Source organism: Paraburkholderia tuberum STM678, assembly GCF_902833905.1.
GTDB lineage: Bacteria > Pseudomonadota > Gammaproteobacteria > Burkholderiales > Burkholderiaceae > Paraburkholderia > Paraburkholderia tuberum.
This window is the reverse complement of the sequence record NZ_CADFGP010000004.1, coordinates 64,987-88,495: the sequence shown is the minus strand read 5'-3', so window position 1 is coordinate 88,495 and position 23,509 is coordinate 64,987. Positions and strand designations below refer to the sequence as shown.

Annotated in this window: 14 protein-coding genes; 3 read left to right on the top strand and 11 right to left on the bottom strand. The window is 64.1% G+C overall.

All coding sequences use genetic code 11. The features are described from left to right. Positions 1-27: 27 nt before the first annotated feature. The gene (locus HWY30_RS04375) at positions 28-1,416 is read left to right on the top strand and encodes an L-serine ammonia-lyase (protein ID WP_090802417.1); all 1,389 of its coding nucleotides are present in this window, start codon (positions 28-30) and stop codon (positions 1,414-1,416) included. 238 nt (positions 1,417-1,654) lie between these two features. Continuing rightward, positions 1,655-3,400 (top strand): thiamine pyrophosphate-binding protein, encoded by a 1,746-nt coding sequence (locus tag HWY30_RS04370; protein ID WP_090802415.1) that lies wholly within the window; start codon positions 1,655-1,657, stop codon positions 3,398-3,400. A gap of 93 nt (positions 3,401-3,493) precedes the next feature. Here HWY30_RS04370 and HWY30_RS04365 read toward each other — a convergent pair whose 3' ends face one another. The 6 genes from HWY30_RS04365 to hemE all read right to left on the bottom strand — a co-directional run bounded on the left by HWY30_RS04365 (position 3,494) and on the right by hemE (position 14,961). Next, a complete protein-coding gene (locus HWY30_RS04365) occupies positions 3,494-4,642 on the bottom strand; it encodes a branched-chain amino acid ABC transporter substrate-binding protein (RefSeq protein ID WP_090802413.1) in 1,149 nt (382 codons plus the stop codon). An 87-nt stretch (positions 4,643-4,729) separates the two neighbouring features. Then, positions 4,730-8,668 carry a trifunctional transcriptional regulator/proline dehydrogenase/L-glutamate gamma-semialdehyde dehydrogenase gene (gene putA, locus HWY30_RS04360; RefSeq protein WP_090802412.1) on the bottom strand — a complete coding sequence of 1,313 codons (3,939 nt, stop codon included), beginning with the start codon at positions 8,666-8,668 and terminating at the stop codon, positions 4,730-4,732. Positions 8,669-9,265: 597 nt separating this feature from the next. Beyond that, the gene (locus HWY30_RS04355; protein ID WP_244144777.1) at positions 9,266-9,439 is read right to left on the bottom strand and encodes a hypothetical protein; all 174 of its coding nucleotides are present in this window, start codon (positions 9,437-9,439) and stop codon (positions 9,266-9,268) included. Positions 9,440-9,548: 109 nt separating this feature from the next. Beyond that, the gene (locus HWY30_RS04350) at positions 9,549-10,979 is read right to left on the bottom strand and encodes a YeiH family protein (RefSeq protein ID WP_090802410.1); all 1,431 of its coding nucleotides are present in this window, start codon (positions 10,977-10,979) and stop codon (positions 9,549-9,551) included. Positions 10,980-11,148: 169 nt separating this feature from the next. Next, entirely contained in the window at positions 11,149-13,386 is a 2,238-nt protein-coding gene (locus HWY30_RS04345) for a primosomal protein N' (RefSeq protein ID WP_090805522.1), read from the bottom strand. Between the two features lie 474 nt (positions 13,387-13,860). After that, the gene (hemE, locus tag HWY30_RS04340) at positions 13,861-14,961 is read right to left on the bottom strand and encodes a uroporphyrinogen decarboxylase (protein WP_090802408.1); all 1,101 of its coding nucleotides are present in this window, start codon (positions 14,959-14,961) and stop codon (positions 13,861-13,863) included. Between the two features lie 295 nt (positions 14,962-15,256). Between hemE and HWY30_RS04335 the strand changes: the two genes are divergently transcribed. Beyond that, on the top strand, positions 15,257-16,048 hold the full coding sequence (locus HWY30_RS04335) for a transporter substrate-binding domain-containing protein (RefSeq protein WP_090802406.1): 792 nt from the start codon (positions 15,257-15,259) through the stop codon (positions 16,046-16,048). Between the two features lie 815 nt (positions 16,049-16,863). On the opposite strand, the gene HWY30_RS04330 is transcribed toward HWY30_RS04335, so the two are convergent. The 5 genes from HWY30_RS04330 to atpA all read right to left on the bottom strand — a co-directional run bounded on the left by HWY30_RS04330 (position 16,864) and on the right by atpA (position 23,475). Next, on the bottom strand, positions 16,864-18,594 hold the full coding sequence (locus tag HWY30_RS04330; protein WP_090802404.1) for an AMP-binding protein: 1,731 nt from the start codon (positions 18,592-18,594) through the stop codon (positions 16,864-16,866). 234 nt (positions 18,595-18,828) lie between these two features. After that, positions 18,829-19,254, bottom strand: a complete 426-nt coding sequence (locus HWY30_RS04325; protein ID WP_090802403.1) for a F0F1 ATP synthase subunit epsilon — start codon at positions 19,252-19,254, stop codon at positions 18,829-18,831. A 158-nt stretch (positions 19,255-19,412) separates the two neighbouring features. Continuing rightward, positions 19,413-20,807, bottom strand: coding sequence for a F0F1 ATP synthase subunit beta (atpD, locus tag HWY30_RS04320; RefSeq protein WP_090802401.1), 1,395 nt, complete (start codon positions 20,805-20,807; stop codon positions 19,413-19,415). A 101-nt stretch (positions 20,808-20,908) separates the two neighbouring features. Then, complete coding sequence (atpG, locus tag HWY30_RS04315; RefSeq protein ID WP_090802400.1) at positions 20,909-21,793, bottom strand: F0F1 ATP synthase subunit gamma; 885 nt, start codon at positions 21,791-21,793, stop codon at positions 20,909-20,911. Between the two features lie 140 nt (positions 21,794-21,933). Further along, the gene (gene atpA, locus HWY30_RS04310; RefSeq protein WP_090802398.1) at positions 21,934-23,475 is read right to left on the bottom strand and encodes a F0F1 ATP synthase subunit alpha; all 1,542 of its coding nucleotides are present in this window, start codon (positions 23,473-23,475) and stop codon (positions 21,934-21,936) included. Between the last annotated feature and the right edge of the window lie 34 nt (positions 23,476-23,509).

Sequence of the window (23,509 nt, the reverse complement as noted above, 5' to 3'; positions counted from 1 at the left end):
TCTTTATCTATAGGCAGGGAGCAGTACATGGCAGTCAGCGTCTTCGATCTCTTCAAAATCGGCATTGGTCCGTCGAGCTCGCACACGGTCGGGCCGATGCGCGCGGCGCTGATGTTCGTCCAGGGACTCGAGCGCGACGGGCTGCTCGCTTCCACCGCATCGGTGAAGGCGGAGTTGTACGGCTCGCTCGGCGCGACCGGCAAGGGACACGGCACCGATCGCGGCGTCATGCTGGGCCTGATGGGCGACGCGCCCGACACCGTCGATCCCGAGACGATCGCGCAACGGCTCGAAGCAGTGCGCACGTCGCGCCAACTCGCGCTGCTCGGCACGCACGAGGTGCCCTTCGTGCAGAAAGAGCACATCGCGTTTTATCGTCAGGCGCTGCCCGAGCATCCGAACGGCCTGAAGCTGTTCGCCTTCGATGCGCAAGGGGCAACGCTGCGCGAGTCGACCTATCTGTCGGTCGGCGGCGGCTTCGTCGTGACGGCCGGCGCGCCGAACACGAAAGTATTGAGCGCCGTCGATCAGCTTCCGCATTCGTTCCGTACCGGCAACGAATTGCTCGCGCTGTGTGCGGCGAGCGGCAAGAGCATCGCGCAGTTGATGTGGGAAAACGAGCGCGTCTGGCACAGCGAGGAAGAGACGCGCGCCGGTCTGCTGAAGATCTGGGACGTGATGCAATCATGCGTCGCGCGCGGATGCGGCATCAACAATCCCGATGCCGATGGTCACTTGCCCGGACCTTTCCAGGTGAAGCGGCGCGCGCCGCAGCTGTATCGCGCGTTGACGGGCAACCCTGAGCGCGCGTTGCAGGACCCGCTGTCCATGGTCGACTGGATCAACCTGTACGCAATCGCCGTCAACGAAGAGAACGCGGCGGGCGGGCGCGTCGTCACCGCGCCGACCAATGGCGCGGCCGGCATCATTCCGGCGGTGCTGCATTACTACACGCGCTTCATGCCGGGCGCGAACGAGCAGGGCGTGATCGACTTCCTGATGACGGCCGCCGCGATCGGCATCCTGTACAAGCTGAATGCGTCGATCTCCGGTGCGGAGGTGGGCTGTCAGGGTGAAGTCGGCGTCGCATGCTCGATGGCCGCGGGCGCGCTGGCCGCCGTGATGGGCGGCACGCCGAAGCAGGTCGAGAACGCCGCGGAAATCGGCATGGAGCACAACCTCGGGCTCACCTGCGATCCGGTTGGCGGCATGGTGCAGATTCCGTGCATCGAGCGCAATGCGATGGCATCGGTGAAGGCGGTCAATGCCGCGCGCATGGCTTTGCGCGGTGACGGCAGCCACTATGTGTCGCTCGATTCGGTCATCAAGACGATGCGCGAAACCGGCGCGGACATGAAGACCAAGTACAAGGAAACGTCGCGCGGCGGCCTCGCGGTAAATATCGTCGAGTGTTGAGTCGTTGAGCGCGGCATTCAATTGCGTGCGATCGCATCGGAAAAGCGCGGGCCCTGCGGCTCGCGTTTTCATTTGCGCAATCGTGTTGCGCGCACGCCGATCGAACAGTTGCGCTGCGCCATGACAGCGCCCACGTGCTCGGCGTAAGCTGTCGAAGCGCCCATCGGCCGCTGTTGCACGTTCCGCCGATGCGGCTCCATCCCAACGCACCCACGCACTGCCAGGAGGCTTCTTCGCAATGTCGCTGCCGAATACTCCCGCTTCCCATTCCGCTTCCAATTCCGCTATCGCTTCCCATACCGCACGCACGACCGGCGCGCGCCTCGTCGTCGAGGCGTTGCTCACACACGGCGTCGAGCGCGTGTTCTGCGTCCCCGGCGAAAGCTTTCTCGCCGTGCTCGATTCGCTGCACGACGAAACCGGGCGCATCCAGACGATCGTCTGCCGTCACGAAGCCGCGGCCGCGAACATGGCCGAAGCGCTCGGCAAGCTGACCGGCCGCCCGGGCGTCGCACTCGTCACGCGCGGGCCGGGCGCGACGCATGCGTCGATCGGCGTTCATACTGCGTTTCAGGACTCCACGCCGATGATTCTGCTGATCGGTCAGTGCGCGCGCGAACATCTCGATCGCGAGGCCTTTCAGGAGATCGACTACCGGCGCATGTTCGGTCAGATGGCGAAGTGGGTCGCGCAGATCGACGACCCGAAGCGCATCCCCGAATATCTGAGCCATGCGTTTCATACGGCCACCTCGGGGAGGCCCGGGCCGGTCGTGCTGGCGCTGCCCGAAGACGTGCTGAGCGATGCCTGCGACGCGGTACCTGGCGCACCCGCTTATCACCGCGTGGCGGCGTCGCCATCGGCCGCGCAGATCGCGAAGCTGCGCGAGTTGCTCGAAGGCGCGCAACGGCCGATGGTGATCGCCGGCGGCAGCGGCTGGACAGCGGCCGCATGCGCGGACCTGCGACGTTTCATCGAAAACTGGCAGTTGCCGATTGGCCTCGCGTTCCGCTTCCAGGACACCTTCGACAACGAGCATCCGAACTACGCGGGCGACGTCGGTCTCGGCATCAATCCGGCGCTCGCTCAGCGCATTCGCGACGCTGACTTGCTGCTTGCGCTCGGTCCGCGCCTCGGCGAAGCGACGACCAACGGCTACACGCTGCTCGACATCCCGAAGACGAAGCAGACGCTCGTGCACGTGCATCAGGGCGCGGAAGAACTGGGCCGCGTATATGCGGCCGATCTGCCGATCGTCTCGGGCATGCCTGAGCTTGCGGCGATGCTTGCGGAACTGAAACCGTCGTCGTCCGGCAGGCTCGCCTGGGCGGGTGCCGCTGAGGAAGCGCATCGCGCGTATCTGGATTGGCGCAAGCCGCGCCCAATTCCCGGCGACGTGCAGATGGGCGAAGTGATCCAGCAGTTACGCGCCCACTTGCCCGACGACGCGATCCTCACGAACGGCGCCGGCAATTACGCGACGTGGCTGCATCGGCATTTCTCGTATCGGCACTTCCGTTCTCAGCTCGCGCCGACGAGCGGCGCAATGGGCTACGGCGTGCCGGCGGCGCTCGCGGCGAAGTCGCTGTATCCACAGCGCGCGGTGGTCGCGCTCGCCGGCGACGGCTGCTTCATGATGGCCGCGCAGGAGCTCGCGACAGCGATGCAGTACGACCTGCGCGTGCTGTTCATCGTCGTCAACAACAGCCAATTCGGGACGATCCGCATGCATCAGGAGCGACACTATCCGCATCGCGTGCATGGCACCGGCCTCACGAATCCGGACTTCGCGGCGTTCGCGCGAGCGTTCGGCGCGCATGGCGAAACCGTTGAACGTACCGGGGATTTTCTGCCGGCGTTGCAACGCGCGATCGAATCGCAGTTGCCGGCCGTGATCGAAATTCGCATGCCGCAGGAAGCGAGCACGCCCGCGGCGACGCTCGAGATGATTCGTGAGCAGGGCAGGAAGATGCGGGGGCAGTGAAAATCGCCACGTGGCCTGACAGCGTGTCGAATGCGCCGCCCATAAAAACCCCGCCAGAGCGGGGTTTTCTATCAACCGTAGTCAGCAAAAAACTTACTTGCCGCCCACGCTTTGCAGCGTCGTCCACTTGCCATCGACGACCTTGTACAGCGTGATACCGCCGTTCTTCAGATCGCCGCGCGCGTCGTACGCGAGGTTGGCCGACGTCACGGCCGGCTTCGACGTCTTGGCGAGCACCGGCAGGTACTTGGCAGGATCGGTCGAGTTCGCGTTCTTCATCGCGGTGAACATCGCCATCGCGCCATCGAACGCGTACGGCGAGTACGTTTGCACGTCTTCGTTGAAGCGCGCCTTGTACTTCTCGACGTATGCCTTGCCGCCCGGCATTTCTTCGAGCGGCAGACCGGCGAGCGAAGCCACCGTGCCGTTCGCCGCATCGCCGGCGAGCTTGATGAAGGTCGGCGTGTGGACCATTTCGCCGCCCATCAGCGGCGCCTTCACGCCAAGTTGCTTCATCTGCTTGACCATCGGTGCGGCTTGCGAATCCGCGCCGCCGTAATAGATCAGATCCGGGTTCGACGACTTCAGCTTGGTCAGGATCGACTTGAAGTCGACGGCCTTGTCGTTCGTATATTCGCGATCGACGATCGTCGCGCCTGCCGCCTTCGCAGCCTTCTCGAACTGATCCGCAAGACCCTGGCCGTAAGCGGTGCGATCGTCGACGATCGCGATCTTCTTCATGCCGAGGTTCTTCACCGCGAACGCGCCAGCGACCGAGCCTTGCTGCGTGTCGGACGTCATCATGCGGAAGGTGGTCTTGAAGCCCTGCTGCGTGTATTCCGGCGCCGTCGCCATCGCGATCTGCGGAATGCCCGCGTTCGCGTAGATGCGCGAGGCCGGAATCGTCGTGCCCGAGTTGAAGTGGCCCAGCATGCCCTTGATGCCGTCATCCACGAGCTTTTGCGCGACCGTCGTGCCGGTGCGCGGGTCGGCCTGGTCGTCGGCCGAGTCGAGCACGATGCGAACCTGCTTGCCGCCGATCACCGGCTTCGTCGCGTTGAACTCTTCGACCGCGAGCGTGATGCCGTTCTGGAAGTCCTTGCCATAGTGCGCCTGTGCGCCCGTCATCGGACCGGCGAAACCGATCTTCACGTCTTCCGTCGATTGAGCGTTGGCCGTCCCCGCCAGCGACATGGCGGCAACCAGAGCTGCGCCTGCCAGCTGTTTCATTTTGTGTTGCATAGCTTCTCCTTGATACCAGGTGTGGATGAAGCGGTGTCGGGGTCGCCGTGCCGCTTCCTTTCTATTGAAGAAATCGCCGAGGTTCGCTCAACCGATCGTCATCAAATTCGCATTGCCGCCTGCCGCCGCGGTATTCACGCTGACCGAGCGCTCGGTGAGCAGACGCTCGAGCGCATAGTCCTCGTCGCCGCTCGCGAGCGCACGGGCCGCGACGCCCTGCACCGACACGATCGGCCCCGCGCGCTTCGCGACCTCCTTCACGAGCCCGAGCAGCTCATCGCTGTCGCCTTCGAACAGCACGGCGTCGAACGGCGCGTCGGCGCTCTTCTTCACGCTCGCGTGGGCCTTCAGCGACGCCGGCAATTGCGAAACCAATTGTTCACCGGCCGCGCCCTCGAACAACGCACGATTTCCCGTAGCCAGCGCCGCCGCGAACTGCGCGCGCGCGCCGCTCGCCGTCGACGCGATACACAGCACGGTGCCGCGCGGGCCCAGCGTGTACGTATTGCGCTCGCCGGTCGGCCCCGACAGTACCGCGGTCGCACCCGCCGGCACATGCGACAGATAGCCGTCGCAACGCGCGGCAAGCTGCGGCTCGCGCTCGGCGATCAGCCAGTCGCGCAACGCGCTCAGCGCGGCCACCGGATTGTCGCCCTGTTCTGCAGCCTGCGCCGCCTGCGGTACTTCGACCACCAGCGCCTGCGCGAGCGACTTCGGCAAACCAGCCGGACGCGTTGCGAGCAGACGCTGCAGGTATAACGCACCGCCGGCCTTCGGCCCCGTACCCGACAGTCCTTCGCCACCGAACGGCTGCACCCCGACCACCGCGCCGATCACGTTGCGGTTCACGTAGATGTTGCCTACGTGCGCGCGGCTGATCACGTGCGCGATCGTTTCGTCGATGCGCGTGTGGATGCCGAGCGTCAAACCATAACCCGTCGCGCGAATCTGTTCGAGCAGCTTGTCGAGCTGGCTGCGGCGATAGCGCACCACGTGCAGCACCGGACCGAACACTTCGCGCTTCAGCTCGTCGATGCTGTCGAGCTCGATCAGCGTCGGCGGCACGAAAGTACCCTGCGTCGCGCCCTCCGGCAGCGGCAGTTGCTCGACCTTGCGGCCCTTGTCGCGCATCGCTGCGATGTGGGCGTCGATGCCGCGCTTCGCGTCCAGGTCGATCACCGGGCCGACGTCGGTCGACAGCCGATCCGGGTTGCCGAGCGCGAGCTCGCGCATCGCGCCCGTCAGCATTTCGAGCGTGCGGTCCGCGACATCGTCCTGCAAACAAAGAACGCGCAACGCCGAACACCGTTGACCGGCGGAGTCGAAAGACGACTGCAGCACGTCGGCGACGACCTGCTCGGCGAGCGCCGACGAGTCGACGATCATCGCGTTCTGGCCGCCGGTTTCGGCGATCAGCGGAATCGGCTTGCCATCCGGATCGAGTCGGCCGGACAGCGTCTTGTTGATCAGACGCGCGACTTCGGTCGAGCCGGTGAACATCACCGCACGCGTGCGCGGATCGGCGACCAGCGCGGCTCCGACCGTCTCGCCATTGCCCGGCAGCAGTTGCACCGCGCCCGCCGGCACGCCCGCTTCGCGCAGAATTCGCACCGCCTGAGCTGCGATCAGCGGCGTCTGCTCGGCCGGTTTCGCGAGCACCGTGTTGCCGGCCGCGAGCGCGGCGGCCACCTGGCCCATGAAAATCGCCAGCGGGAAATTCCACGGGCTGATACAGACCACCGGACCGAGCGGCCGATGCGTGTCGTTCGAAAACTCGTCGCGGATCTGCGTCGAGTAGTAGCGCAGGAAGTCGATCGCTTCGCGGATTTCCGCGACCGCGTTGGCGAGCGATTTGCCCGCTTCGCGCACCACGAGGCCCATTAGCGTATGCATCTGCGCTTCGAGCAGATCCGCGGCGCGCGCGAGGCAATCCGCGCGCGCCTCGACCGGCGTCGCCTGCCAGATCGGCGCGGCGGCCACCGCATGGCCGAGCGCGGCGCTCACGTGCTCCGCCGTCGCTTCGACGACCGTGCCGACGAGATCACGATGGTCGGCCGGGTTGCGCACGTCGCGCCCGGCGCCGACGGCGATCTGGTTGTCTTCGAGCATCGGCGCGGCGCGCCACGGATGATGCGCGCTCGCGAGCAGCGCCGACGACAGCGACGCGAGCCGATGCTCGTTCGACAGATCGAAGCCCATCGAATTGAGCCGTTGCGCGCCATACAGGTTGCGCGGCAGCGGAATGCGCGCGTGCGGCGCGCCGAGCGGCACGATTCTCGACGCTTCCTCGACCGGATCGGCGACCAGCTCCTTGATCGCGACGGATTCGTCGGCGATGCGGTTCACGAACGACGTGTTCGCGCCGTTCTCGAGCAGCCGGCGCACGAGGTACGCGAGCAGCGTCTCATGCGTACCGACCGGTGCGTACACGCGGCACGGGCGGTTCAGCTTGTCGCGGCCGGTGACTTCTTCGTAGAGCTGCTCGCCCATGCCGTGCAGGCACTGGAACTCGTACTGGCCGGGGTAGTAGTTGTTGCCTGCGAGCTGATAGATCGCCGACAGCGTGTGCGCGTTGTGCGTCGCGAACTGCGGATAGACGGCATCGGGCGCGCCGAGCAGTTTCTTCGCGCAGGCGAGGTACGACACGTCGGTGTAGACCTTGCGCGTGTAGACCGGATAGCCTTCGAGGCCGTCGACCTGCGCGCGCTTGATTTCCGTATCCCAGTACGCGCCCTTCACGAGCCGCACCATGACACGGTGGCGGCTGCGGCGCGCCAGATCGATCAGGTAGTCGATCACGAACGGGCAGCGCTTCTGATACGCCTGCACGACGAAGCCGATGCCGTTCCAGCCTTGCAGCTCCGGATCGAAGCACAGCGCTTCGAGCAGGTCGAGCGAGAGTTCGAGGCGGTCGGCTTCTTCGGCGTCGATATTGAGGCCGATGTCGTAGCGGCGCGCGAGGATCGCGAGCGAACGCACGCGCGGCAGCAGCTCGCTCATCGTGCGTTCCTGCTGCGCGCGCGAGTAGCGCGGGTGCAGCGCCGACAGCTTGATCGAGATGCCGGGGCCCTCGTAGATGCCGCGGCCGCCCGCGGCCTTGCCGATCGCGTGGATCGCCTGCTCGTACGACGCGTAGTAGCGCTGCGCGTCGGCCTCGGTGGTGGCCGCTTCGCCGAGCATGTCGTATGAATAGCGGAAACCGCGCGCCTCGTACTTGCGGCTGTTCGCGAGCGCTTCGGAAATGTTCTCGCCGGTCACGAATTGCTCGCCCATCAGGCGCATCGCCATGTCGACGCCCTTGCGGATCAGCGGCTCGCCGCCCTTGCCGATCAGGCGCGTGAGCGCCGACGACAGGCTCGTCTCGCTATTGGTCGTCACCAGCTTGCCGGTGATCATCAGGCCCCAGGTCGCCGCGTTGACGAACAGCGACGGCGCCTGGCCGACGTGCGATTTCCAGTCGCCCTTGCTGATCTTGTCGCGGATCAGCGCGTCGCGGGTCGCGCGGTCGGGAATGCGCAGCAGCGCCTCGGCGAGGCACATCAGCGCGACGCCTTCCTGGCTCGACAGCGAAAACTCGTGGATCAGCCCTTCCACGCCGCCGCCCTTGCTCTTCGAGCGCAGCGTTTCGACGAGTTTGCCGGCCATCGCCTGCACGTCGCCGGCGAGGTTGGCCGGCAGACGCGCCTGGCCGAGCAGGAACGGCACGCACTCGGGTTCAGGGCGGCGATACGCGGCGGTGATCGCCGCGCGCAGCACCGACTGCGGTTGCACGTTCTGCGCGAAATCGAGGAACGGATGGGACGCGCCGTCTTCCTCGTTCTCGACCGCCGCGCCGTCGGCGAGATCGGCCGTGCCGGTCGCGCCTGACAGTTCGGGCGGCAACTGGCCGTGCTCGATCTTTTCGAGGTAGGCGAAAATCGCCTGCTTGATCAACCAGTGCGGGGTGCGCTCGAGGCGGGTGGCGGCATCTTTGAGCCGGGAACGCAGGAGGTCGTCGACCTTGACGCCAAGGGTGGTGCTAGCCATGTTTCCTTCTCTGGTATCGGGCGCGAGCCTGGCGAAAGACTAAAAGTTGGGCGAATCGTACGCCTCCAAATAAAAAGGTGCAACCAAATCGGCAGGTTGGTTGCACCCCGTCGGAAGCCTTATGGAACATGGGTTTCCGGGTGGTGACCGACAGTCGAACCAGGGTGTTTTCGATCGGTACTTTCCCTGGCGTGATTCTTTTTGAAATAAGCCTTATCAAACGACTTCGCGCGCCGATATACAGAAGCACGAAGACGGACGGCCCGAAACGTCGGTTTCAGGGCACGCAGAAAAGATAAACGGGGTTCTCGAGGGTTGGTGTAATGGAAAAATGGCTGGTAATACTGGGCATCTGGGCGCTGTGCGCGGCCTGTGCGGTGTTTTTCATTCGAGGCGCGACAAGGGGCTCGAATCGGCGCGAAGAGGAGCGCAAGCGTGCGAGCGCGGCCTCGCGTGGATCGGCGGGCGATACGCGAAACGCGCTGAACGACTGAGATCGGGAGAGGCGCGCAACGGCTCATGAAGCCGGATGCGCGCGAATGTGGGGATTTGCGACTGGATTGGCGCGGGGATTTGCGCCTGAAGATCGCTGTTGGATCAGCGCGGCCCGAGCGACGGCGCAACCGGCTCGAACCGCGCACAGACATCGCCGGGCGATACCAACTGGTCATGCAGACCACACAGTCGGCTATCGGCGACGCTCGCGCCGAACCCTGAACCGAACACGGCAAGCCCTGGGATACGCTGCTCGAGCGCATCCCGTTCGCTCACGCGATGCCGGCATGCGGCGCAGCAGGGCGCGTCCGCCGCGCAGTTGCGCTCTACGGCGCCTACGTGTGGCGCAGCGCCGGCGCCACGATCCATCGGAATCTTCACGGCGTTATCCGAGGCTGTTCCAGTACGACGCGAACACGTGTGCGGACAGCGCGTAACCGATCGCGATATTGACCACCACGCCCGCCGTGAACGCGAGGAACGGCTTCAGACCGGTCGCGGCAAGCGAGCGCAAGCGCGTCGTCAGACCGATGCTCAGGAAGCAGAAGGTGAACGCCCACGTGCGCAGCACCGTGATTGGCGCGACGAACTCCGGCGTGACGACCTTACGGTAATCGGCGAGTGAATAATGGCTCGCGATCCACGTGACCAACGCCGACGCGATCACGAAGCCGATCACGAACTTCGGGAAACGCGCCCAGATCTCACCGGCATTCGCGCGCGCGACGACGCCGCTGTCCTGCGCTTCCCAGCGCGTCGTCGCGACGATTGCGAGCACGAACGCCCAGATGCCGATCCAGATGTCGCGGCCTACCACCTTCATCAGCGTGAAGGCCTGCAACGACGCTTCCGGCGCGCCGGCGATCGCGCCGCCCGCGTGGCGTGCGAAATCGCCGTAGGCCTGGGCAGCGGCGATGCCCGCGGCGTCGGCGAATTCGGAGGTGCCGATCCAGGCGCCGGCGACGGCCGTCGGCAGCCCGAGCGAGCGCGACGCGAACGGCAGCACGAAGATCATCACGATCGCCCACAGCACGACCAGCGTGATCGCGACCGACGCCTGCTCGCGTTTCGCCCGTACCGCGCCGGCAATCGCGATCGCCGCCGACACGCCGCACACCGCGCCGCCGACACCGAGCACGGCGGCAAAGCGTCGATCGAGTCCGAATGCTCGCGCAACGAGAAAGATCACGAAGAACGTCATCAATGACACGATGCTCGCCTGGACGACCGCGACCGGACCGGCCCACACGAGCAGCGTGAACGGCAGCGTCGCGCCGAGCAGCACGATACCGACCTTGATGTAAAACTCGACGCGCAGCCCGGCCGCGAGCCACTCCGGCAGCGTGAACAGGTTCGACACGAGCAGCCCGAGCGCGAGCGCGACGAGCGGCGGCTCGAGGTTGTACCTGGACGCGTCGACCCATGCGCCGAGCGTCAGAATCAGCGCGGAAGCGACGAACACCACGACGAACGCGGCGAGAAACGCGCCGACGCGCTGCCGGAGCAGGGCGACGCTCGCGCCGAACAGCACCGCGAATGTCGCGAATAGCGCGAAGTAGTTGGGTAGATGCTTGCCGATGTCCTGCGCGGCCTGCGCGACGCTCGACCATTTGGCCGGCGCGACCGCGAGCCACTTGATGCTGCTGCCCGACGCGAACAGCGCCCACGCGATCACGATCACGAGCAGGCCGACGCCCGCGGCGAGCCAGTCTTCGGTCAGCGAAAAGCCGCTGCCTCGTGCGGTTTGCGCGTCTTGTGTACCTTGCCGCTGAGCCGGCGCGGCGCCCTCCGGCACGGTGTGACGGGTGTCGCTCATTGCAGATGCCCCGCGAAAGTTGGGTGGCATCGGCGCGAAGTTATTGTCGTTTAGCCCCAAAATGCGCCGATTTGGCGACTATAGGCGAGCGGGATCGCAAAGCGAAACGATCATTCGCTCTATGGATATGACTCAAAGAAGTATGGCGGGCGTCATCTGGCCCGTGGCGTCAGATGTCGAGCGGATCGACTTCGAGGTTCCAGCGCAGCACGCCCTTGAGCACGCGCAACAGTGGCTGCCACGCGCGCAGCGTAGCCTGCAGCGCCGCGCGCGATGCGCTTTCGATCAGCAACTGCGCGCGATGCACGTGCATCACCTTGACGATCGTGAGCGGCACTGCGTCGTAGACAGTGACGCGCTCGGCGGCAGGAATCCGCGCAAGTTCGGCGGCGGCCTGCTGCAGAAACGCGAGCGCCGCTTCGAGCGTGCGGCCTTCGGCGCGCAACAGCGCCTGGTAGACGAACGGCGGCAGGTGCGCGTCGCGTCGCTCGGCGAGCGTCGCATTGGCGAAGCCGACGTAGTCATGACGGCACAGCGCGTGATACAGCGCGTGTCGCGGATAGCGCGTCTGCACCAGCACTTCGCCCGGCAGACCGGCGCGGCCCGCGCGGCCGCTCACCTGCATCAGCTGCGCGAACAGGCGCTCGCTCGCGCGGAAATCATGCGAAAACAGCGCGGTATCGGCGTTCAGCACGCCAACCAGTGACACGCGCTGGAAATCGTGTCCCTTCGCGATCATCTGCGTGCCGACCAGAATATCGACCTCGCCCGCGTGCACGTCCGAGAACAACGCCTGCGCGCTGCCCTTGCGGCGCGTGCTGTCGGCGTCGATACGCAGCACACGGGCGCCCGGCACCGCGCTCGCAAGCGTTTCCTCGACGCGCTGCGTGCCGCGCCCGAGCGGTGCGATATCGACGTTGCCGCACTCCGGGCACGAACGCGGGATACGAGACTCCCAGCCGCAGTGATGGCAGCGCAGCGCGCGCTCGGGCTTGTGCAGCACGACGTAGGCGCTGCAGCGCGGACAACCGGCCACCCAGCCGCACGCGTCGCACGCGAGTTGCGGCGCGTAGCCACGGCGGTTGAGGAACACGAGGCTCTGCTCGCCGCGTTCGAGCCGCGCCTTCATCGCGGCGATCAACGGGCCCGACAAACCTTCGATCGATGCCCGCCCGCGTCGGCGCTCGTCTTCGAGATCGATGAGACGCACGCTCGGCAGTGCGGCCTCGGCGACGGCGCGGCGCGACAGCGTGAGCCGATCGTAGCGGCCCTGATCTGCCTGCCACCAGCTCTCGAGCGACGGCGTCGCCGAGCCAAGCACGACCGGCACGCCGAGTTGCTTCGCCCGATAGATCGCGAGATCGCGCGCCGAATAACGCAAGCCTTCCTGCTGCTTGTAGGCCGGATCGTGCTCCTCGTCGACGACGATGATCGCCAGCCGCGGCAGCGACGCGAGCACCGCGAGCCGCGTGCCGAGCACGATGCGCGCGCGGCCGGTGTGCGCGGCGAACCAGTTGCGGGCGCGCTCGCCTTCGGCGAGGCCGCTATGCAGCGTGACGATCGCGCTGGCGTCGAGCGCGGCGAAGCGGGCGCGGAACGCCGCCTCGAACTGCGGCGTCAGGTTGATTTCCGGTACCAGCACGAGCGCTTGCGCATCGGGCTTGCCGGCCAGAATCGCGGCGAGCGCGCGCAGATACACCTCGGTCTTGCCGCTGCCCGTCACCCCGTGCAGCAGGAACGGCGCGAAGCCGTGGGCGTCGCGGATCGCTGCGACGGCACTCGCCTGTTCGTCGGTGAGGGTTGGCAGGGCAGGCGCGGGCAGGTTCGGCAGCGACGCGGCGGCGGGCACCGTGGCGGCGTCGATCACATCGAGCGTGACCCAGCCTGCCGTCTGCCATGTGTCGAGTGTCGCCAGCGCCTTCGGATGCAGCGCGCGGGCGTCGGCAGCGAGGAGGAAGTCGGCTCGAGCGAGCGCTTGAGCGAGCGCTCGGAGCGCGGTCGCGCGGGCCGGCAAGGCGTCAGGCAATACCGTGCGGCCCTCGGCCGTCAACCGATAGCGCTCTTCCGGCGCGAACAGCCGCGACCAGCGCGACGCGTCGCGCAGCGCCTGCGGCAGCCCCGGCAGCGCCACTTCGCCGAGACCGCGCTGATAGTAGTCCGCGGCGAATGCGGCGAGCGCGAGCCAATGTGTCGACACCGGCGGACACGCCGTGCAGACCTGATCCACATCACGCAGGCGCTCGGCCGGCACGTCGCTGTGAGCGGTCACTTCGCAAACGAGCCCCACCACGTGCCGCTTGCCAAACGGAACACTGACGAGCGTGCCTACGACAGCCGCCCCGGAGATGTCGCAGCGGTAGTCGAACAGGGTCGGCAGCGGATGGTCGAGCGCGACGCGGACGAACATTTCGTTCACTCGGCGTGGCGCTGAGGATGAGCCGGCAGGAGGCCAACTCGCGGCGCGGGGTGGGTCGCATGGGACGCGAAGCCGTAGAAGTTAAAGTAAAACCTTAATTTCACCGCTAAGTTTTGGATTCGACTGAACAATTGCGCTCGGCTCGCGGCCCTGTGGATAACTTTGTTGAGAACTTCGCTTCGACGGGCCGCAAACGGCGCCGCGACGGCCTTGTGTGGGATTCCGCACATTTCATCACGCGCCCCGCAAACCCTTGCCCGGCAAGGCTCAGATCAAATGCGCCGAGTATGTGCAAGGGTCGGGGCACGATTAAAGTCTCTGCCGCGCCGCAGCGTGCGAAGTGTGCATAAGTCAGCTCTTGACTTTCGTAAGACCACCATCTGGCGGCGTATTCGCGGAGCTGCGGTCCTTAGGGCGAGAGCCCAATTCGCTGCGATGCAACAAGAAACGGTAATGATTACACACTCACGCGGGCGTAGGTGCGCCACTACGAATAGCGCGGCTGTGACGATGCACTTCGTCGACCAGTTCAGCAACATGCTCGGGCGGCGTGAACTGTGAAATGCCGTGACCCAGATTGAAAACGTGGCCGGGATGGTTGCCGAAACTGTTGAGCACCGCGCGCGCTTCCATGCGGATCGCGGCAGGCGGCGCAAACAGCACAGACGGATCGATGTTGCCCTGAAGCGCCACCTTGCCACCGACACGTTCGCGCGCCGTGCCGAGGTTCACTGTCCAGTCGAGGCCCACCGCGTCGACGCCGCTCGCGGCGATGTCGTCGAGCCACAAGCCGCCCCCCTTCGTGAACGCGATTACGGGCACTTTTTCGCCGTCGTGTTCGCGCTTCAGCTGGCTGACCACCTGCTCGATGTAGCGCAGCGAAAAGCGCTGATAGATGCCATCGGCGAGCGCTCCGCCCCATGTGTCGAAAATCATCACCGCTTGCGCGCCGGCTTCGATCTGCGCGTTCAGATATGCCGCGACCGAGCGCGCGTTGACCTCGAGAATCCGCTGCAGCAGATCGGGACGCGCGTACAGCATCGATTTGACGGTGCGAAAGTCCGCCGAGCCGCTTCCTTCCACCATGTAGCACGCGAGCGTCCATGGGCTGCCTGAGAAGCCGATCAGAGGCACGCGCTGGCGGCCTTGCGCGTCCTTCAGCGCCGAGCGGATTTCACGCACGGCGTCGGTCACGTAGCGCAGTGTCGCGTCGATGTCGGGCACCGCCAAGCGCGCGACGTCGTCTTCGGTGCGCACCGGACGGGCAAATCTCGGCCCTTCGCCGTTGACGAACTCGAGACCGAGGCCCATCGCGTCGGGCACGGTCAGGATGTCGGAGAACAGGATCGCGGCGTCGAGCGGATAGCGATCGAGGGGCTGCAAGGTGACTTCCGTCGCGAAAGCCGGGTTCTTCGCGAGACCGAGGAAACTGCCCGCGCGGCCGCGCGTGGCGTTGTATTCCGGCAGATAGCGGCCAGCCTGCCGCATCAGCCAGATCGGCGTGTAGTCGGTGGGCTGGCGCAGCAGCGCGCGCAGAAAAGTGTCGTTCAGGAGTTGATGGGCCACGTTGCGTGCGACTGAAGAGCTGAGGGCAAAGGAGCATTTTACCGGAGGCGGCTCCGGACATCGCGCGTCGCGGGGTAATGAATGTGGCGACGACGCGTCGTGGGAAGCGGGCGGGAAGCAGCTCGGACGCACCTCGATCAGCTACCGCCCGCCACTGCCCGCACGGGCCCAGGGTCGATGTCTTCCGCTGCCCGGGTCGCCCTGGCTGAACGGCCGATGTTCAAGCCCGCGCTGCCAAGCTACTATCCAACAGCTTTACCGATGAATTGCACACTACACACCACCAGGATACTCGATGAAGAAGGCAGCACTCGCAATGCTCGGCGCGCTCGCCGGCGTCCTGATGCACGTCGGCGTAGCCAGCGCGCAAAACGCCGCGCCTGCGCCCTCCAGGCTCGACGACATCATCAGCCGCGGCACGCTGCGCGCTTGCACTACCGGCGACTACAAGCCGTATTCGTTCTACAGGGGCGATGGCCAGTTCGAGGGCATCGATATCGACATGGCTGAATCGCTCGCGAAGTCGCTCGGCGTGAAGCTCGAGTTCGTCAAGACGTCGTGGTCGAACCTGATGAACGACTTCGTCGCAAAGTGCGACATCGGCATTGGCGGTGTGTCGCCGACGCTCGAGCGCCAGAAGCATGCGTTCTTCACACAGGCTTACATGATCGACGGCAAAACGCCGATCGTCCGTTGCGACGACGTCAACAAATATCAGACGGTCGCGCAGATCGATCAACCGTCCACACGAGTGATCGTCAATCCGGGGGGCACCAACGAGAAGTTCGCGAAGCAATACTTCACGCACGCAAACGTGACCGTTTATCCGGACAACGTGACGATCTTCAAGCAGATCCTCGCGGGCAAGGCGGACGTGATGGTGACGGATGCGTCGGAAACGCTGCTGCAGCAGAAACTCAATCCCGGCCTCTGCTCGGTGCATCCGGACAAGCCGTTCCAGTACGGCGAGAAGGCCTGGTTGCTACCGCGCGGGGATGTCGCGTTCCAGCAATACGTCGATCAGTGGCTGCATCTCGCTCGAGCGACCGGCGAGTATCAGGCTATCTCGGACAAGTGGTTGAAGTAAGCCGACCGTGTCCGTTGGAGGCCGTCAGTTGCTGACTGATTGCGAGGGCGGCCTGCGCGCGCCTGGAGATTTCGGTGCCGGCGATGATGTAACGAAGGGCGACGTCGTCGGGTCGTATAACTGTCCGGGTCAGGTCCAAGGTGCAGCGATGCGCCCCTTTCCAATACGCGGCACAAGCGGATTCGCTTTGCTGCATTGCATCACAGGTTTTTCCTCGAATTGCGATGTATTTCGGGGCAGGGTCACAGCGCTGGTTCCGCAGGAAATTCGTCGCTCGAACGCTGCAGACACAACCATTTCACGCTGATTAGTGACCCAATTTCTGCTGCACCAGGCGTCATGAATGGCATCAATCATGCGTATTAAATTGCGGCGTAGTCATCGGTAATAACTACGTTTTAAAGGTTTCATTTTGGCAATAAATCCCGCAGCGCCTTATCTGGCGGGCGTTACAACCTGAAACACTTTGTTACCGCGTTCATAGGGTAATTCGCCCACAATGCCCTCAACGGTTTCAACACGGATGTGGCTGTGTGCGTGGTGTGAGCAGATACGATGCACTTGCCGGTCGGCGCTTGCCGAAGCCCTGTAAAGGGGCATCCCTGCTGGGGCCGTCATCGACGCAGGGGCGTCGTGATAACCGTCCCATCTTTGGTCTCCTCGCGCTAACCCCGTAGCGTGTGGTTTTTAGCGGGCTCCAGGCCCGCTTTTTTTTCGCCTGCTCAAACGTTTGCGCGCGACGAATCCTCGCCGCGCAACTCCTGTTCTACCGTACCTGTTTGGCATATTTGGCTGCGCAGCGTGCTGCGGCGGCGTCATGCCGTCTTATCCTCTCTGAGTTTCAACTCGCCGATCATCCGTTCGCGCATCACGAATTTTTGCACCTTGCCGGTCACGGTCATCGGCAGTTCTTCGACGAAGCGGATATATCGCGGCACCTTGTAATGCGCAATCTGTCCCTGGCAGAACTGCTGGATTTCTTCTGCCGTCGCCTGTTCGCCGGTCCGCAGCACGATCCACGCGCATACTTCTTCGCCATACCTGGTATCGGGCACGCCGAACACCTGCACGCTCTGGATCTTCGGGTGACGGAACAGAAACTCCTCGATCTCGCGCGGATAGATGTTTTCACCGCCGCGAATCAGCATGTCCTTCAGCCGGCCTACGATGTTGCAATAGCCTTCGGCGTCGAGCGTCGCCAGGTCGCCCGTGTGCATCCAGCCGTCGACGATACTCTCGTGCGTCTTCGCTTCGTCCCCCCAGTAACCGAGCATCACCGAGTAGCCGCGCGTGCATAGCTCGCCCGTTTCGCCGACCGGCACGATATTGCCGAGCGGATCGACGATTTTCACTTCGAGATGCGGCTGGATGCGCCCGACTGTCGTCGTACGCTTGTCGAGCGGATCGGTCGTCGAGCTCTGGAACGAGACTGGGCTGGTTTCCGTCATGCCGTAGGCGATCGTGATCTCGCTCAGGTGCATCTTCGACACGACCTTCTTCATCGTCTCGATCGGACACGGCGAGCCCGCCATGATGCCGGTGCGCAGCCGCGAGAAGTCGTACGAGGCGAAGCTCGGATGGTCGAGTTCTGCGATGAACATCGTCGGGACGCCGTGCAGCGCGGTGCATTTTTCCTCCGCGGTCGCGGTGAGTGTCGCGGCCGGATCGAAGCCCTCGCCCGGAAACACCATGTTCGCCCCGACCGACACGCACGCGAGCACCGCCAGCACCATCCCGAAGCAGTGGTACAGCGGCACTGGAATGCACAGGCCGTCCTGCTCGCTGAGCCGCATCGCCATCGCGATATAGCGCGCGTTGTTCACGACGTTGCGATGCGTCAGCGTCGCGCCCTTCGGATTGCCCGTCGTGCCGCTCGTGAACTGGATGTTGATCGGCTCCCGGCACGACAGCGTCGCGCCGATCGCATCGAGCCGAGTGGCGTCGAACGACGCACGGCCACCCTCGATCACGTCGGAAAAGCTCAGCATGCCTGGGGTCTCCGTGTCGCACATGCGGATCACGTAGCGCAGTTCCGGCAGCCGCGCGGCATGCAGTTCACCCGGCGGCTGCGTCGCCAATTCGGGCGCGAGTTCCTGCAGCATCTCGAGGTACATCGACGTCTTGAAGCGCTCGGCGGCGATGATCGCCTTGCAACCGGCCTTGTTCAGCGCGTATTCGAGCTCCGCGAGCCGGTAGGCAGGATTGATGTTGACGAGGATCGCGCCGATACGCGCGGTCGCGAACTGCGTCAGCAGCCACTCGACGCGGTTCGGCGACCAGATGCCGACGCGATCGCCCTTCGCGATGCCGAGTGCAAGCAGCCCGGACGCAAGCACATCCACTTCCTGCGCGAATTCGCTCCACGTCCAGCGGATGCGCTGCTCCCGAAACACCACGGCCGGCCGGTCGGGAAAGCGCGCCGCGGTGTCGCGCAGAAGCTCGCCGACGGTCGCTTCGCTCAACGGATTTTCAGTCGACCCGCGCACATACGACAGTCCATCCGCGGGTTCGATGAGCGCACCTTCTCCCGAGCTATGCGTTGCCATAGTGTTGTCTCCGTGAGCGCAAGCGCGCTCGATTGAAATGAATTTGAAATCGATTGTGCACCGGCGCGTATCCGGCCGGCATCAAGTCTTACCCGCACCGCGTCGCATCGACCGCGGCGAGCGGCGACCGTCCGTTTCTCCAACCTCGTGGATTTTGCCGACCTTTACGTAAACGTCAACTAGCTATCAAAAAAAAGCAGCCGCGCAGGCTGCTTTCTTCCACTACGTGCTGCTTTAGTGCTGGCCGCGCAGCTTGCGCAGACGCTGGATTGCCGCGAGCTGCGCCGTCGCGTACGCGAGTTCCGCCTGTGCGGTCGCGTACTCGAGGTTCGAGCCCGTGTTCTGCAGCGCCTCTTCCGCACGCTTGCGTGCGTCTTCGGCCTTGGCTTCGTCGAGATCCTTGCCGCGGATCGCGGTGTCGGCGAGAACCGTCACTGCACCCGGTTGGACCTCGAGGATGCCGCCGGCGACGAACACAAACTCTTCTTCGCCGTTTTCAACTTCGATGCGCACCGCACCCGGACGGATCCGCGTGATGAGCGGCGTGTGGCCCGGCAGAATGCCGAGTTCACCCGCTTCGCCTGGCAGCGCGACGAACTTCGCCTGGCCCGAAAAGATTTGCTCTTCCGCGCTGACGACGTCTACTTTAATGGTTGCCATATGTGTCGACTCCTGTCGACGAGAGTTAGCGCTTGAGTGCTGACTCCCGTCCCATGCAAGGCGGGTTGAGCGTAATCAGAGACGCTGGCTTTGCGCAACACTACCGTTTTGGCAGCCGTGATGCGCGAGGTCGGCGCCCGCTTCGTTACACCCGACCTTTACTGGATCTTCTTGGCTTTTTCGAAGGCTTCGTCGATCGTGCCGACCATGTAGAACGCTTGCTCCGGCAGGTGGTCGCACTCGCCTTCGACGATCATCTTGAAGCCACGGATCGTTTCCTTCAGCGGCACGTACTTGCCCGGCGAACCCGTGAACACTTCAGCGACGTGGAACGGCTGCGACAGGAAACGCTGAATCTTACGAGCGCGCGCGACGGCGAGCTTGTCTTCCGGCGCGAGTTCGTCCATGCCCAGAATCGCGATAATGTCGCGCAGTTCCTTGTAGCGCTGCAGCGTTTGCTGCACGCCGCGCGTGATCGAGTAGTGCTCTTCGCCGATCACGTGCGGGTCGATCTGACGCGAGGTCGAATCGAGTGGGTCCACCGCGGGGTAGATACCGAGCGAAGCGATGTCACGCGACAGCACGACGGTTGCGTCGAGGTGGCCGAAGGTCGTAGCCGGCGACGGGTCGGTCAAGTCGTCTGCAGGGACGTACACGGCCTGCACCGACGTGATCGAGCCAGTCTTGGTCGACGTAATACGCTCTTGCAACTTACCCATTTCTTCAGCCAGCGTCGGCTGATAGCCCACTGCCGACGGCATACGGCCGAGCAGTGCCGACACTTCGGTACCGGCCAGCGTGAAACGGTAGATGTTGTCGACGAAGAACAGCACGTCGAGGCCTTCGTCACGGAAGTGCTCGGCCATCGTCAGGCCGGTCAGCGCGACGCGCAGACGGTTGCCCGGCGGCTCGTTCATCTGGCCGTACACCAGCGCGACCTTGTCGAGAACGTTCGAGTCCTTCATTTCATGATAGAAGTCGTTCCCTTCGCGGGTACGCTCGCCCACACCGGCGAACACGGAGTAACCGCCGTGTTCCTTCGCGATGTTGTTGATCAGTTCCATCATGTTCACGGTCTTGCCCACGCCGGCGCCACCGAACAGACCCACCTTACCGCCCTTCGCGAACGGGCAGATCAGGTCGATAACCTTGATGCCGGTTTCGAGCAGCTCGGTCGACGGCGACAGTTGGTCGAACGCCGGAGCCTTCTGGTGGATCGCACGCGTGGTTTCGCTCGAGATCGGGCCGGCTTCGTCGATCGGACGGCCAAGCACGTCCATGATACGGCCGAGGGTCGGCTTGCCGACCGGCACGCTGATCGGGTTGCCCGTGTTCTTCACGATCGTGCCGCGGCGCAGACCATCCGAAGCACCCAGACAGATGGTACGGACCACGCCGTCGCCCAGCTGCTGCTGGACTTCGAGCGTCAGTTCCGAACCTTCCAGAATGAGCGCGTCGTAGATCTTCGGCATGGTTTCACGCGGAAATTCCACGTCGATCACCGCGCCGATGCACTGTACGATCTTGCCTTCTACCAAAGCAGTAGTACTCATCGCTTTTCCTTTAGATACTCAATTCTTCACTCGCGCAAAGGCGCAGTTTCTCCGATGGGCGCGCCGCTCGGGCGCACACGCAACGACCTGCCTGACCGGGGTCAGACGGCCGCCGCTCCACCGACGATTTCCGACAGTTCTTTCGTGATCGCGGCCTGACGGCTCTTGTTGTAGACGAGCTGCAGATCGTTGATGACCGTCTTCGCGTTGTCCGAAGCGGCTTTCATCGCGACCATGCGGGCCGACTGCTCCGATGCCATGTTTTCCGCGACGGCCTGATAGACCAGCGCTTCGACATAACGCACCAGCAGTTCGTCCACCACTGCCTGCGCATCCGGCTCGTAGATGTAGTCCCACTGCGTGCTCGGCGTCGTACCGTCTTCTTCCGTGCGCTCGAACTGGTCCGCCGACAATGGCAGCAGTTGCTCGATCACCGGCTCCTGCTTCATCGTGTTGACGAAGCGCGTGTACGCGAGGTACACCGCCGAAATCTTCCCTTCCGAGTACAGGTCGAGCTGCACCTTCACAGCGCCGATCAGTTTTTCCAGATGCGGCGTATCGCCCAGTTGCACGACGTTCGACACGACTTTCGCCTGCAGTCGGTTCAGGAAGCCCAGGCCCTTGCTGCCGATCGCGGTTGCCTCGATCGTCTTGCCCTGGCCTTCCAGTTCCTTGAACTTCTGCAGCGACGCACGCAGCACGTTGGTGTTCATCCCCCCGCACAGACCTTTATCAGTCGTGACGAGGATGATGCCGGCCGCCTTCGCGCCTTCGTTCGACACCATGAACGGGTGACGATACTCCGGGTTCGCACGGCTCATGTGCTCGGCGATATCGCGGACCTTGTCGGCATACGGGCGAGCAGCGCGCATGCGCTCCTGAGCGCGGCGCATCTTCGATGCGGCCACCATCTCCATCGCTTTCGTGATCTTGCGCGTGTTTTGCACGCTCTTGATCTTGCCGCGAATTTCCTTCATTCCAGCCATTGCTTGCTCCTTTGTCGGCCCGAGTTAGCGCTTTAGCGCTTACTCGGGTCCCATGCAATGCGGCCGAAGTAGCGCGGGAGCATTCGCATGCGGCCCGCGCCGCTTCAAGGTCCGTTTATGCCTTGCGGATCACTCGCGGATCAATAAGCGCCGGACTTCTTGAAGTCTTTGACGGCCGTGTGCAGCAGGCCTTCGTCGTCCTTCGAGAGTTCCTTGGTGTCTTCGATACGCTTGACCAGGTCAGCATGGCTCGACTTCAGGTGGTCGCGCAAGCCCTTTTCGAACGGCAGGACTTGAGCAACTTCGAGGTCGTCGAGATAGCCGTTGTTCGCCGCGAACAGCGACACAGCCAGTTCCCACACCTGCAGCGGCTGATACTGCGGCTGCTTCAGCAGTTCCGTCACGCGGCGGCCGCGCTCGAGCTGCTTGCGGGTCGCTTCGTCGAGGTCCGATGCGAACTGCGCGAACGCAGCGAGTTCACGGTACTGCGCCAGGTCGGTACGGATACCGCCCGACAGCTTCTTCACGACCTTCGTCTGAGCCGCGCCACCCACACGCGACACCGACACGCCAGCGTTAATCGCCGGGCGGATACCTGCGTTGAAAAGGTCGGTTTCAAGAAAGATCTGGCCGTCGGTAATCGAGATCACGTTCGTCGGAACGAATGCGGTCACGTCGCCTGCCTGCGTTTCGATGACCGGCAGTGCCGTCAGCGAACCGCTCTTGCCCTTCACTTCGCCGTTGGTGAACTTCTCGACGTACTCTTCCGACACGCGAGCAGCACGCTCGAGCAGACGCGAGTGCAGATAGAACACGTCACCCGGATAAGCTTCACGGCCCGGCGGGCGGCGCAGCAGCAGCGAGATCTGACGGTATGCCCAAGCCTGCTTGGTCAAGTCGTCATAAACGATCAGCGCGTCCTGACCGCGGTCGCGGAAGTATTCGCCCATCGTGCAGCCGGCGTACGGTGCGAGGTACTGCATCGCAGCCGATTCCGAAGCCGAAGCGGACACGACGATCGTGTATTCCAGCGCGCCGGTTTCTTCCAGCTTGCGCACCACGTTCATGATCGACGAAGCCTTCTGGCCGATCGCGACGTAGATACAGAAGAGGTTCTTGCCCTTCTGGTTGATGATCGCGTCGACTGCGACTGCGGTCTTGCCGCACTGGCGGTCGCCGATGATCAGCTCACGCTGGCCACGGCCGATCGGCACCATCGCGTCGATCGACTTCAGACCGGTTTGGACCGGTTCCGAAACCGACTTACGCCAGATCACGCCCGGTGCAATCTTTTCGATTGCGTCGGTCTTCTTCGCGTTGATCGGGCCTTTGCCGTCGATCGGGTTGCCGAGTGTGTCGACCACGCGGCCGAGCAGTTCCGGACCCACCGGCACTTCCAGAATGCGGCCCGTCGTCTTGACGATGTCGCCTTCCGAAATGTGTTCGTATTCACCCAGAATCACGGCGCCGACCGAGTCGCGCTCGAGGTTCAGCGCGAGACCGAAGGTGTTGCCCGGAAATTCGAGCATTTCGCCCTGCATCACTTCCGACAGGCCGTGGATACGCACGATACCGTCGGTCACGGAGATCACGGTGCCTTGGTTGCGAACGTCTGCGCTCGCGTCAAGGCCCTGGATCCGGCTCTTGATCAGCTCGCTGATCTCAGAGGGATTGAGTTGCATTATTCGCTCCTGATAGTCAATTCTGTTGCGTGCC

Excerpts from the sequence above, each read along its gene's own strand:
- HWY30_RS04375 (WP_090802417.1), top strand. The coding sequence starts at position 28 with ATGGCAGTCAGCGTCTTCGATCTCTTCAAAATCGGCATTGGTCCGTCG.
- HWY30_RS04370 (WP_090802415.1), top strand. The coding sequence starts at position 1,655 with ATGTCGCTGCCGAATACTCCCGCTTCCCATTCCGCTTCCAATTCCGCT.
- HWY30_RS04365 (WP_090802413.1), bottom strand. The coding sequence starts at position 4,642 with ATGCAACACAAAATGAAACAGCTGGCAGGCGCAGCTCTGGTTGCCGCC.
- putA (WP_090802412.1), bottom strand. The coding sequence starts at position 8,668 with ATGGCTAGCACCACCCTTGGCGTCAAGGTCGACGACCTCCTGCGTTCC.
- HWY30_RS04350 (WP_090802410.1), bottom strand. The coding sequence starts at position 10,979 with ATGAGCGACACCCGTCACACCGTGCCGGAGGGCGCCGCGCCGGCTCAG.
- HWY30_RS04345 (WP_090805522.1), bottom strand. The coding sequence starts at position 13,386 with ATGTTCGTCCGCGTCGCGCTCGACCATCCGCTGCCGACCCTGTTCGAC.
- HWY30_RS04335 (WP_090802406.1), top strand. The coding sequence starts at position 15,257 with ATGAAGAAGGCAGCACTCGCAATGCTCGGCGCGCTCGCCGGCGTCCTG.
- HWY30_RS04330 (WP_090802404.1), bottom strand. The coding sequence starts at position 18,594 with ATGGCAACGCATAGCTCGGGAGAAGGTGCGCTCATCGAACCCGCGGAT.
- HWY30_RS04325 (WP_090802403.1), bottom strand. The coding sequence starts at position 19,254 with ATGGCAACCATTAAAGTAGACGTCGTCAGCGCGGAAGAGCAAATCTTT.
- atpD (WP_090802401.1), bottom strand. The coding sequence starts at position 20,807 with ATGAGTACTACTGCTTTGGTAGAAGGCAAGATCGTACAGTGCATCGGC.
- atpG (WP_090802400.1), bottom strand. The coding sequence starts at position 21,793 with ATGGCTGGAATGAAGGAAATTCGCGGCAAGATCAAGAGCGTGCAAAAC.
- atpA (WP_090802398.1), bottom strand. The coding sequence starts at position 23,475 with ATGCAACTCAATCCCTCTGAGATCAGCGAGCTGATCAAGAGCCGGATC.